Source organism: Aequorivita sp. KMM 9714 (assembly GCF_011065475.1).
GTDB classification, from domain to species: domain Bacteria; phylum Bacteroidota; class Bacteroidia; order Flavobacteriales; family Flavobacteriaceae; genus Aequorivita; species Aequorivita sinensis.
On record NZ_JAAGRO010000001.1, the window covers coordinates 1,318,483 to 1,330,962 of the forward strand.

Sequence of the window (12,480 nt, forward strand, 5' to 3'; positions counted from 1 at the left end):
ACAAATGAAAGTAGTTGGACTTACGGGAGGCATTGGCAGTGGAAAAACAACTGTTATAAAAATGTTTGCTGCTTTAGGTGTTCCTGTTTATATCGCTGATATTGAAGCGAAAAAACTAACGAATTCTTCCCCCGTTATCCGTGAAAAGCTAATAAAGTTACTTGGGAATGAAGCTTATCAAAACGATGAGCTAAACCGTAAATTCGTTGCGGAAAAGATTTTCAATGATAAAAACTTGTTAGAAGGAGTAAATGCTATTATTCATCCTGAAGTTGGTTTACACTTCGAAAAATGGCGAGAACAACAAACAAGTGATTACGTAATTAAAGAAGCTGCTATTCTTTTTGAAAATGGAAGTTATAAAAATTGTGATGTAGTAATATTAGTCACAGCTCCAGAAGAAGTAAGAATTGCTCGCGTAATGAAGCGCGATGGTGTTACAAAAAGCCAAGTAGAAGAGCGAATTAAAAATCAATGGCCTGATTCTAAAAAGAAAGAATTGGCAGATATTATTATCGAAAACATTGATTTAGAAGACACTCAGAAATTAGTAAACCAAATTCATCTCTCCCTTAGTTAAACCCACGTTAAATCTAGCCTCGTCTTTTGTTAACATTTGGTTAAATGAACAAAGAGCTAAATGTTAAAATCTTATTTTTGGGGCTATGAACAAAAAGCTATTTGTTTTACTCATAGCTCTTATGAGCCTTTCATTATTAGGGATAGTTTTTGTACAGGGCTATTGGATTTCCAATGCATATAGTACTAAGGCTGATCAATTTACAATTACTGCAAAGCAAGTGCTTTTGTCGGTAGCTAAGGAAATTAAACTAAAAGAAACTGAAGCTTATTACAAGCTTTATATGCCTTATGTAGATAGTATTCAAGTGCCAGATAATGTGAGTTTTACAGAGTTGGCTTATAAGATTCAGAATAAAGCAACGAATGAAACATACATTTTTACCGATGGTATATTAGAGCAGGATTTTAAGCTTTCATCAGGACTATTAAATTTAGACACTGATACTATTCAGTTTAGAAAGCTAACAAATCGAAAAACTCAAACAAAATTATCATCTGGAATAGATGGGAATACAGTTTCGGAAACACGTGTCGAATCTTTTTCTAGATTAAAAGATTACGAACAAAAACAATTCGAAAATTTTGTAAGTACGATTAATACACTTACTCCAATTTATAAAAGAATAAGTGTTTCTGAAATAAAGGATTTATTAAATAAAGAATTAAAAGAACGAGGTTTAAGTACTAAGTTCGAATTTGCTGTTTACAGTAATGAACTAGAGACCAAAGTAAGAACTAAAAACTTTAAGTATGATGAAGAAAGTACTTACATGGTTCCGCTCTTTGAAAATAACAATCAAGCCAGCTACGAGTTATATGTAAACTTTTCAGGAAAAGAAAAGCTTGTTTGGAATAGTATTTTAGGAATGGCAATCCTTTCCTTAGTATTTACCGCAGTTATTATTCTTGCTTATTCTAGTGCGATTTCTCAGATTTATAAACAACGACAAATCTCTCAGATTAAGACAGATTTTATAAATAACATGACTCACGAGTTTAAAACTCCAATTGCAACAATTAATCTTGCATTAGACTCACTTAAGAACCCGAAAGTAAAGGATAATAAAGAGTTTTTAGAGCGTTACTTGGGGATGATAAGAGAAGAGAATAAACGTATGCACGCGCAAGTAGAAAATGTTCTTCGCATTTCAAAATTAGAGAAAAATGAGTTGGACTTGCCAAAAGAACGTGTTAATCTACAAGAAGTAGTAGAGGATGCAATTAGCCACGTAAGCTTAATTGTTGAAGATAGAGGAGGTTATATAAAAACACATTACGGAGCGCTTAAATCTGCAGTGTTAGCGAACGAATCGCATCTAACAAATGTTATTGTAAACCTGTTAGACAACGCAGTAAAATACTCTGATGATGAACCTAAAATAGACATATACTCAGAAAATGTAAAAAACAGTGTGATTCTCAAAATCCGTGATCAAGGTACTGGAATGACTAAAGCAGTACAAAAGAGAATCTTTGAAAAATTTTACAGAGAACATACTGGCGATATACATAACGTAAAAGGACATGGCCTAGGTCTAGCTTACGTAAAACGAATTTTGGATGATCACGATGCCGAAATTTATGTTGAAAGTGAAAAAGGAAAAGGCAGCACATTTATAATAAAATTACACTTAATATCTTAGAATTATGGAAACAGAAAACAAAAAGATCCTTCTAGTGGAAGATGATCCAAATTTTGGAACAGTATTAAAGGACTATTTGGCAATGAATGATTATAACGTTACTCACGCCAAAAATGGGATGGAAGGTTTCGAAAAATTTAAAAAAGACGATTTTGATCTCTGCATACTTGACGTAATGATGCCTTATAAAGACGGATTTACATTAGCGAAAGAAATTCGTGAAAAAAACGAAGATGTGCCAATCATTTTCTTAACAGCGAAAGCTATGAAGGAAGATGTGCTTAAAGGATATAAAGTGGGGGCAGACGATTACCTAAACAAGCCATTTGATAGTGAAGTGCTTTTAATGAAAATAAAAGCGATTATTCAAAGAAAAGCTACAGATAGTATTGCAGACAGTAAGCAGTTTGAATTCGAGATTGGTAATTTCCACCTTAATTCAAAGTTGCGTTTCTTAACTTATAAAGAGGAGTCTCCAATTAAATTATCTCCAAAGGAAAATGAATTATTAAGGCTTTTGGCTTTACATAAAAACGATTTAATGCCTCGTGAATTAGCACTTACTAAAATCTGGAGAGATGATAACTATTTCACATCAAGAAGTATGGATGTATATATTGCAAAACTGCGTAAGTACATCGGGAAAGATGAAGATGTTGAAATTATTAACATCCATGGTGAAGGTTTCCGTTTAGTTGTAAAAAGCGAAGTGGATAACTAGTATTTTAGAGTAAGATATGTGTAAAAAAACGCCTTTATTAGGCGTTTTTTTCATTTATAAAATTGATGATTTCAATAGCGTCTGTTTTATAATCAAACCAATGAATATCTTTGTTTTTTTTAAACCATGTGTTTTGTCTCTTTGCAAATCGGCGTGTGTTTTTCTTTATTTCTGAAATAGCTTCTTCCTCAGAAATATTGTTATCGAAATATTCAAAAAGCTCTCGATACCCTACCGTTTGAAGCGCATTTCTTTCCTGGTGTTTAAACAATTGTTGGGCCTCTTCCATAAGTCCTTCAGAAATCATATTGTCAACACGTAGGTTTATACGATCGTAAACTATTTCTCTTTCGGCTTCTAAGCCAATAAATATCGTGTCGAAATTTCTTTTAATAGAATCTTTCTTTAAAAAGGTAGAATATGGTTTTCCCGTAGCTCTATAAATCTCTAAAGCGCGTATTAACCTATGTGGGTTGTTGATGTCTACTTTTTCATAATAGGAAGCATCTACTTCTTTAAGTTCGCTTTGAAGGTGTTGTATACCTTTTTCATCGAGTTCAGAATTTAGTTTTTCCCTTACTTCTGATGGTACTTCAGGAAAATGATCCAAACCATTTACTACGGCATCTACATATAATCCAGAGCCACCAACCATTATTGCAATATTCTTACGTGTGAAATACTCGTCTAAAAAAGCAATTGCTTCTCTTTCAAAATCACCTACGGAATAATCTTCAAAAATGCTTTTATTTTGAATAAAATGATGCGTAGCTGCTGCCAGTTCTTCTGGCGAGGGCACCGCTGTTCCAATGTTCATTTCTTTAAAAAACTGTCGAGAATCTGCCGAAATTATTTCAGCAGAAAAAGCTTGCGCAAGTTTTATTGCCATTGCTGTTTTTCCGATAGCTGTTGGACCAACTACACAAATAAGCAATGGAGTATTATGTGTTTTCAATTTGGTTTGGTTCTTCATTAAGATTGTGCCCACATTTATGGCAGAATTCTGCGTCGTCTCTATGCTTTTGTTCGAGGCAATTTCTACAAGATAATGTATTTACGTGAACGAAATCATCCGGAATTTTTCTTACATATTGAGCACTTACAATTCCTGTAGGAACGGCTATTACACCGTAACCAAGTATCATTATTAAAGTTGCTAAAAATCTTCCAGCGGGTGTTATTGGAGCTATATCACCAAAGCCTACGGTAGTTAAAGTTACAATACACCAATAAATACTTACGGGTATATTTTCAAAACCACTCGCTTCTCCTTCAATTAAGTACATTAATGTTCCAGCAATAGTTGCCACGATAAGAACTGCAAAAATGAAAATAAATATTTTAGGCCTACTCTCTATTAAAGCCTTTTTAAGTTTATTTCCTTCTCCTATATAACGGGTGATTTTTAAAATTCTAAAAACACGTAATAGTCGTAAAGCTCTAACAGTTAATAAATAATTACTTCCTACTAGAATGAATGAAAGGTATAGAGGAATTGTAGATAAAAAATCTATTATCCCATAAAAGCTAAATATATAGTGCTTAGGTTTCTTTACTGAAATTATTCGAGCTATGTATTCTATTGTAAAAAAGATAGTAATTGTCCACTCAATTATATAAAATAATTCGTGATACTTTAAATCTATTGATTTAACACTCTCTAGCATTACAATCAATACACTTAGAAGTATAAGAATGAGTAGTACTATATCGAATAGCTTACCCATTGGCGTGTCTGCCTCATAGATAATTTCGTGTAGCCTGTAACGCCAAGATTTTTTATTGGATGGTTTCATATAAATATCTGAACTATAAAAATAAGCAATGATTACTTATTAATCGAGTTGGTTGAAAGATTCACTGTTTTAAGTACTTTTTTACTTCTTAAATAACTCTGAATTATATGTTGTGCATCTCGGTTGTTTTGCATCGGATTGATAATAGTCTTTAGTATTTCTGGGTTATTAATTTGATGGTTTAAATTGTAAAATCCATAACCTTTATACTTCCCATCTTCAATTAAAACAACAGCTCGCTCTTCTACATCTCGCCCGCGATCGATTATCAACATATTTTGATTTTCAAAGCTTTTCTTTTCTAGAAATGCTTTAACTCGTGCATTGTATTCTTCTGCAGGCTCTTTATTTATACAAGCCCCATAACACTCCTTAATTGTGTAGTTGAAGCATTGTTTTTTAGAATCGTAAAGACCATTGAGTTTTTGACAAAGGTTATATTCTTCAGTAATTTTAAAAAGTTCAGATTTTGCCTGTTGAAAATTGCTAAATGTAATTATAGCTTTTTTACGGCCATCTGCTTTTTCAATACTTAAGTTTATATAACCGTTTTCATCTACAAATGAGGTTAGTTGATGTGTATACGAAGATCTGCGAAGGGCACGATTAAACATAGGTTTAATTTGCTTAATTTCTTCAGATTCTTTTAAAAGTGCTATTAGTTCACTTCCTGTTTTTTCAAAGCTAACCGATTTAACTTGCTGTTGAATTCTTTTCGACTTTCGATTTTCGCTAGTAAAATGTTGGCTAAGTCTTTTCTTGATGTTTTTACTCTTTCCTATATAAATAACATCACCCGCTTCATTTAGCATATAGTAAACACCGACTTCTGAAGGGATGTTTTCTACAAGATTTAGTAATTTGGAATCTAGTTTTTTCTTTGGGTCTTTTCGAACTGTTTCGCTAATAATTTGCTTTGAAGTGTCCTTAGCTAACAACATTTTGAAAAGTGAAACTGTTGCTTTTGCATCCCCTTGAGCGCGATGGCGGTCGGTAAGAGGAATTCCTAATGCACGTACTAATTTCCCTAAACTATAGGAAGGCATATCTGGAATTAACTTTTTTGCCAATTCAACAGTACAAAGCGTTTGTTTTTCGAAAGGATAACCTAAACGATCAAATTCAGTGGTTAATATTCTATTGTCGAAAAGTGCGTTGTGCGCTACTAAAATACAATCGTCTGTTATTTCTATGATACGTTTGGCTACTTCATAAAATTTCGGTGCCTGGCGTAACATCTCATTGTTAATTCCTGTTAGGTTAACCACAAAAGGCTGAATGGGTCTTTCAGGATTAATTAAGCTTGAAAACTGATCGACTATTTTATGACCGTCAAACCTATAGATAGCAATCTCTGTAATGCCCTCTTCATTGTATTTTCCTCCCGTCGTTTCTATATCTAAAATTGCGTACATCTACTTTACTTACTATTCAATAATTTAATTTTGTGCTAATAGTTTCTTTCGCCAAATATAGCACTGCCTACACGCACCATATTGCTGCCATTCTCGATTGCAATCTTGTAGTCACCACTCATTCCCATACTCAAGATTTTCAATTCTGAATTTTCAATTTTGAATTGGTCAAAGGCCTTTTTTAGTCTCTGAAACTCTTGTGAAATTTGCTTTTCATCGTCTGTAAATGTTGCCATTCCCATCAAACCAACAATTTTCACATTTTTAAAACTTTTTAATTCATCAGATGCTAGTAGCGCAGCTGCATCGGCTATATCCATTCCAAATTTACTGTCTTCTTCTGCAATTTTTATTTGAAGCAAACATTCAATGACTCTTTCATTTCTTTTGGCTTGTTTGTTTATTTCTTTTAAAAGCCTTAGGCTGTCAACTGCGTGAATTAAGCTTACAAATGGAGCTATATACTTTACTTTGTTGCGTTGCAGATGTCCAATCATATGCCATTGGATGTCTTTTGGCATTTCTTGCCATTTAGACTCCATTTCTTGAACTTTATTTTCACCAAAAACTTTATGACCTGCATTGTAGGCTTGCATCAAATCTGATACAGGTTTTGTTTTGGAAACCGCAATTAAGGTTACATCGTTAGGTAACTTACTTTTTAAATTCTTTAAATTTTCTGAAATCATTTTTCTCTTTCTTCTTAAACTTTCCCTCTTTATTTCAATTGTAATTAGAATTCATAAACCGTAACTCCGCTTCTAAGCTTCGGTTCAATATAAGTGCTTTTTGGGGGCATTTTAAAGCCTTCATCTGCTATTTTTCGCATTTCTTCTGTGGTAACAGGTAATACACCAAAACCTACAGCAAATTCCCCTGAATCTACAACCGTTTTAACGTAAGCTAAATCTTTTTTACCGTGTGAATATTCAATGCGTTTGTCTTTTCGTAAATCTTCAATCCCTAAAATAGGATTTAAAATTGTAACATATAAAATATGAGTATCTAAAGCATCAAGAGCATTTGTGATTTTATATTTGCTTTTACGAAGGTGAAGTGAATAAAACTCCCCATCTAAATACATACTAAAATGATTCACCTGAGATGGTTTATAGTATTCCATCCCTCGGTTTTCGATTCTAAAATATTCATCGAGCTTTATTAAAAACTCTTGTTTTGTCAATCCATTTAAGTCTTTAACCAACCTATTGAATTCATATATTTTTAAATCGCTTTCAGGAATGAGGTAACTCATAAAAAAATTATAAGGCTCCTCTCCAGTGTGATGCGGATTTTCTTCTTTTAAATCTTTTGCTAAAAGATAAGAAGATGCCGAACGGTGATGTCCGTCTGCTATATACAATGATGGAATTTTTTCAAAGATTTCCTGAATTTTTTTCAAAAGCTCCTCATCATCTACATTCCACAGGTAATGCGTGTCTCGGTATGTTGTTGTAAACTCATACTCGGGTCTGTTTTGCATCACCAACTTTTTAATGTCTGTTAACTCCTGATTATTTGGATAGGTGAGGAGTACAGCTTCAGCATTAAATCCTACAGTTTTTAAATATTCTTTAAAAGCTACTTCTCGGTATTCAAGAGTGTCTTCGTGCTTTTTAATTATGTTGTTTTCATAATCTTGAACACTAGTTGCACCCACAAATCCATTGAAAACTAAGCCATCACGATTCACAATTTTATAAATGTAAAAGGAAGGCTTTTCGTCCTGCATAAAAATACCATCTTCTTTAAATTCTAAATAGCGATTTTTCACCAAGCCATAACGTTCTTCTCCAGAAATCTCCTTGTGATATCTAAAGCCTGGGTTTACAATATGTAAAAACGAAAATGGATTATCTCGTAATCGCGACTCTACCTGCAAAGCTGTATAGCTTTCATACGAGCGTGCGGCGAGTAAACTCACTTTGTCTCGAGTTGGGCGAACAGCTTTGAAGGGAATAATTTTGGCCATTTATTAAAATTCAATGAATGATTGTAATTAGCAGATCGTTTTAATGCTATTTTGAAAACATAGCAGCAACAACTTCTGCTTTTCTGTTTTCGCTATAGTCGTAAAATCCTTCCCCGCTTTTAGCTCCTAGCTTTCCAGCCATAACCATATTCACCAATAATGGACAAGGTGCATATTTAGGGTTTTTAAATCCGTCGTACATCACGTTTAAGATTGAAAGGCAAACATCAAGACCAATAAAATCGGCCAAAGCTAAAGGACCCATAGGGTGCGCCATTCCTAGCATCATAACTGTATCTATTTCCTTAACGCCTGCTACGCCATTGTAAAGCGTTTCGATGGCTTCATTAATCATTGGCATTAAAATACGGTTTGCCACAAAGCCTGGATAATCGTTAACTTCAACAGGAACTTTGTTTAACTTTTTAGAAAGGTCTTCAATAACCTTGAAAGTTTCTTGGCTAGTGCTGTATCCTTTAATAATTTCAACCAACTTCATAATCGGCACTGGATTCATAAAGTGCATACCAATTACTTTTTCAGGTCTTTTAGTTACTGCAGCAATCTGAGTGATTGAGATTGAAGATGTATTACTTGCTAGTATAGTATTCTCGTCGCAAAAATTCTCTAAATCGCGGAAAATCTTAAGTTTTAAATCTACATTTTCTGTAGCAGCCTCTACAACCAAGTCTGTTGCTTTTACACCTTTTTCTAAATCAGTAAAAGTTGTAATGTTGTTAAGCGTACGTGATTTATCCTCTTCTGAAATTTTATCTTTTGCAACCATTCTATCCAAGTTCTTGGTGATAGTTGCTATTCCTCTGTCTAGAGATTCTTGTGAAATATCAATTAGGTTTACTTTGTAATCGAATTGTGCGAAGGTGTGAGCGATACCATTACCCATTGTTCCTGCACCTATTACTGCTATATTTTTCATTTTAAAATCTTGAATTTATAATTCGTGTATCAATTTATGTTATCTATATTTTTTTGAAATTCTCTATAATCAACATTGCTACTCGCAATGCTTCAGTACCTTGTTTTAAAGATACTTCAGGTGTTCTATCTGCTTTAATAGCATCGTAAAAACTTTCAAGTTCATCTAAAATAGCATTGTTTTCTTCAACCTGAGGGTTTTCAAAATAAATCTGCTTTTTTACGCCTTCTGCATTAGTCAATATCATTGCGTAATCATCAGGTTCTGTAGCTGCCTCTTTCATTTTCACCACTTCACATTTCTTCTCTAAGAAATCTACAGAAATATATGCATCACGCTGAAAGAATCGTGCTTTACGCATTTTTTTGAGTGAAATTCTACTGGCTGTTAAATTTGCTACACAACCGTTTTCAAACTCAATTCTTGCATTTGCAATATCTGGTGTTTCGCTAATTACCGAAACTCCACTTGCACTTACCGTTTTAACAGGGCTTTTTACTACGCTTAAAATAGCGTCTATGTCGTGAATCATTAAGTCTAAAACTACAGAAACGTCGGTTCCGCGAGGGTTAAATTCTGACAGTCTGTGCGATTCAATAAACATCGGGTTGTGGATGTTGTCTTTTATAGCTTGAAATGCAGGGTTAAAACGTTCAACTTGTCCAACCTGACCTCGAACTTTCATCTCTTTAGCTAAATCACGAATTTCCTCTGCTTGCGCAACGGTTTCTGTGATAGGTTTTTCAATAAAAAGATGTTTTTTAGCTTTAAGAACTTTTTTAGCACATTCAAAATGTGTGCTTGTAGGTGTTACTACCACAACCATTTCACTAGCATCTATAAGGCTTTCCATAGTTGGAAAACTTTTATAGCCGAACTCAGATTCTATTTTTTCGGAAGCTTGTTTATCTGCATCGTAAAAACCAACAAGTTCGTATTTTGATGATTGTTGCAGTAGTTTTAAGTGTATTTTTCCTAAGTGTCCAGCACCTAGAACTCCAGCTTTTAACATTGACGTGTGTTTTTCACAAATGTAAGGGTTTTCAAGGGAAAGTTTAAAAGTTGAAGGGGTTAAAAGTTGAGTAGTTTAAGTGTTTTAAAATTTTGAACTTTATGAGCCGAGACTATGATTTTATATGTTGATAAGTTTAATTGTAAGTTCAGGCAATGAAAATCATTAAGTTGGCCTTTTTTAGTAGTTGTGAAGGGAATTTGGTTTTTGAATATTGAAATATATTTTGGAATTTGGTCCTCGCAAATTAAGGCTTATAAAGCTTATTTGGTTACTTTGTAACGTAATTGTCTATCCCGAATTCTTCGGAACTAAAATCTAATAAAGTGAAAGATACCTTTACTCATCAAGGAATGCGCAAGAGGCTTGTTGAAACTCTTAAAAAGAAAGGAATTGTAAATAATAATGTTCTGCAGGCTATAGGTAAGATTCCAAGGCATCTCTTTATGGATTCTAGTTTTGTAGATCACGCCTATACCGATAAAGCTTTTCCTATTGCGGCAGATCAAACTATTTCTCAACCTTATACTGTAGCTAGACAAACAGAACTTTTAGAAGTTAAAAGGGGAGATAAAATTCTTGAAATTGGAACTGGAAGCGGATATCAATCTGCCGTGCTTTTAGAATTAGGGGTGACTCTTTTTACCATTGAAAGGCAAAACGAACTCTTTAAAAAGACTAAATTATTTCTTCCGAAATTAGGTTATAAACCAAAGCGAATGATTTTTGGAGATGGGTATATTGGGTTAGAAGAGGAAGCTCCTTATGACGGAATTATAGTTACCGCAGGTGCACCTTTTGTGCCAAATCCTTTATTAGCTCAGCTGAAAATTGGAGGGAAATTAGTGATTCCTGTAGGTGAAAATGTTCAGATAATGACGGTGTTTACTCGTAAATCTGAGACTGAATTTGTGAAAGAAGAGCACGGAGAATTCCGATTTGTACCTCTCCTAGAGGACAAGAACTAACGGTTTAAGTAAAACACTTCATTGTTTTGGTTATCAGTGTCTTTTAAAGTGCAACTTGGAATAAATCCAAAGCGTTTTAATAGGTTTTTTGACGGAATATTTCTGTAATCTGTGTAAGCAACAATAGTTTCAAAACCTCTTTGGGTGAAGCCATAATTTAATACTGCTTTTAGGGCTTCACTCATAAATCCTTTGCCTTGAAATTTAGGATCTAGGTCGTAACCAACCTCTGCAGTTTTTTTATCTTCTGAAAAATTCCAAAGACAAATCGAGCCAATTAATTCTGTTGAATCTTGTAAAGTTATCCCCCAAGTTATGGACTGATTTTTCTTTAATTGGCTGCTAATATTTTTAATATGTGCCACCGCCGTTTCAAAAGTTTGCGGCTCCGATCTTTTAATGAATTTTGTGATTTCTTCATCTGAACGGAAATAATGAATTCGATCTACATCCGAAAGATTTATCTTACGTAGATGCAAACGTTCAGTTTTAAGAATAGGGAAAGGGATGGCCATAAGTGCTTATCTATATTATGAACTTTGTTTTTGAAATGAATTTACATTCAAAGTGAGTATATGTAATCATTGCTTTTTTAAAAACTCAATCAACTCCTCAAAAGATTCATTTGCGGCTTGTTGATTGTATTTTAATAAATAGTGTTTTTTACTGATAAATGGAATGATTCTGTAATACTTGCCTTTCTTTAAACTTTCAACATCATATCCGTGATAGGCTTCATCATAAACTTGAATGTTTACATTCTCGGCAATCATGTGCTCAAGAATATCGTCAATTTTTACAATTTTATCTCTTCCTCCCGTCATAATGAGAACTGGAACCTTTGGTTTTAACTTCAACTCATAGCCATTTGCAGGATAGAACATTGCAATTGACTTAATATGAAATTTCCCTAGTTGCGCTTTGTCATTTGCCAAAGGAATTAAGCCTAAGCCAGCGCGTGACCAACCTACAATGCTTCCCTTGGAGTTTGGATTGATTCTTTCACTCTCTTTAGCCCATTTTAAAGCTTGTTCTAGAGTCCAAAGTATTTGAGAGGGCTCTTCTTCGTCAACATTTCTTTTGGATGCCTTATAAGCTGCAACGTTATCGACCAATAAAACAGAAATTCCTTCTGCATTAAGTTTTTTAGCTACGTTAAAATAGTGCGTAGTGTCTTTGAAAATCCTCAAACCTCCAGTTCCAGGTAGGAAAACAGCCCATTTGGAAGCATCGTAATTATCAGCTTTTTGAAAATGAAAAAAATCGGTCATTTTCGCACCTTTTGGTACTTTCTGCATTGGGATACAGCTTGTAAAAAGCGAAAATATGAGCAGGAGTTTAAATATAATTTTCATCTTTTATTTTTTAAAGAATAGAATCTCGCTATTGTCAATTTCATTACAATGAAATATAATTACAAAAGAGCTAATAAGC

Annotated in this window: 13 protein-coding genes; 4 read left to right on the top strand and 9 right to left on the bottom strand. The window is 33.7% G+C overall.

Annotation, left to right across the window (positions count from 1 at the left end):
* Positions 1–4: 4 nt before the first annotated feature.
* The 3 genes from coaE to G3A46_RS05930 all read left to right on the top strand — a co-directional run bounded on the left by coaE (position 5) and on the right by G3A46_RS05930 (position 2,946).
* Positions 5–580, top strand: a complete 576-nt coding sequence (coaE, locus tag G3A46_RS05920) for a dephospho-CoA kinase (protein ID WP_165147402.1) — start codon at positions 5–7, stop codon at positions 578–580.
* Between the two features lie 121 nt (positions 581–701).
* Positions 702–2,225, top strand: coding sequence for a HAMP domain-containing sensor histidine kinase (locus G3A46_RS05925; protein WP_241836862.1), 1,524 nt, complete (start codon positions 702–704; stop codon positions 2,223–2,225).
* 4 nt (positions 2,226–2,229) lie between these two features.
* Positions 2,230–2,946, top strand: a complete 717-nt coding sequence (locus G3A46_RS05930) for a response regulator transcription factor (protein ID WP_139855135.1) — start codon at positions 2,230–2,232, stop codon at positions 2,944–2,946.
* A gap of 37 nt (positions 2,947–2,983) precedes the next feature.
* Here G3A46_RS05930 and miaA read toward each other — a convergent pair whose 3' ends face one another.
* The 7 genes from miaA to G3A46_RS05965 are packed head-to-tail and all read right to left on the bottom strand — an operon-like array spanning position 2,984 to position 10,078.
* The gene (gene miaA / locus G3A46_RS05935) at positions 2,984–3,901 is read right to left on the bottom strand and encodes a tRNA (adenosine(37)-N6)-dimethylallyltransferase MiaA (protein WP_277875378.1); all 918 of its coding nucleotides are present in this window, start codon (positions 3,899–3,901) and stop codon (positions 2,984–2,986) included.
* The gene (locus G3A46_RS05940) at positions 3,888–4,742 is read right to left on the bottom strand and encodes an ion transporter (RefSeq protein ID WP_165147411.1); all 855 of its coding nucleotides are present in this window, start codon (positions 4,740–4,742) and stop codon (positions 3,888–3,890) included. Before G3A46_RS05940 ends, miaA begins: the two co-directional genes overlap by 14 nt.
* Before the next feature lie 32 nt (positions 4,743–4,774).
* A complete protein-coding gene (locus tag G3A46_RS05945; protein WP_165147414.1) occupies positions 4,775–6,157 on the bottom strand; it encodes an exonuclease domain-containing protein in 1,383 nt (460 codons plus the stop codon).
* Between the two features lie 35 nt (positions 6,158–6,192).
* Positions 6,193–6,846, bottom strand: coding sequence for a YggS family pyridoxal phosphate-dependent enzyme (locus G3A46_RS05950; RefSeq protein ID WP_165147416.1), 654 nt, complete (start codon positions 6,844–6,846; stop codon positions 6,193–6,195).
* Between the two features lie 44 nt (positions 6,847–6,890).
* Entirely contained in the window at positions 6,891–8,129 is a 1,239-nt protein-coding gene (locus tag G3A46_RS05955) for a DUF1015 domain-containing protein (protein WP_165147419.1), read from the bottom strand.
* Between the two features lie 46 nt (positions 8,130–8,175).
* Positions 8,176–9,066, bottom strand: coding sequence for a 3-hydroxybutyryl-CoA dehydrogenase (locus G3A46_RS05960; protein ID WP_165147422.1), 891 nt, complete (start codon positions 9,064–9,066; stop codon positions 8,176–8,178).
* 43 nt (positions 9,067–9,109) lie between these two features.
* Positions 9,110–10,078, bottom strand: coding sequence for a Gfo/Idh/MocA family oxidoreductase (locus tag G3A46_RS05965; RefSeq protein ID WP_165147425.1), 969 nt, complete (start codon positions 10,076–10,078; stop codon positions 9,110–9,112).
* A 326-nt stretch (positions 10,079–10,404) separates the two neighbouring features.
* Between G3A46_RS05965 and G3A46_RS05970 the strand changes: the two genes are divergently transcribed.
* The gene (locus G3A46_RS05970; protein WP_165147428.1) at positions 10,405–11,046 is read left to right on the top strand and encodes a protein-L-isoaspartate(D-aspartate) O-methyltransferase; all 642 of its coding nucleotides are present in this window, start codon (positions 10,405–10,407) and stop codon (positions 11,044–11,046) included.
* Here the strand turns inward: G3A46_RS05970 and G3A46_RS05975 are convergent.
* Both G3A46_RS05975 and G3A46_RS05980 read right to left on the bottom strand, forming a co-directional pair.
* Entirely contained in the window at positions 11,043–11,561 is a 519-nt protein-coding gene (locus G3A46_RS05975; protein WP_165147431.1) for a GNAT family N-acetyltransferase, read from the bottom strand. The two genes, G3A46_RS05970 and G3A46_RS05975, sit on opposite strands and share 4 nt — an antisense overlap.
* A gap of 66 nt (positions 11,562–11,627) precedes the next feature.
* Positions 11,628–12,401 (bottom strand): dienelactone hydrolase family protein, encoded by a 774-nt coding sequence (locus G3A46_RS05980; protein ID WP_165147434.1) that lies wholly within the window; start codon positions 12,399–12,401, stop codon positions 11,628–11,630.
* Positions 12,402–12,480 lie beyond the last annotated feature (79 nt).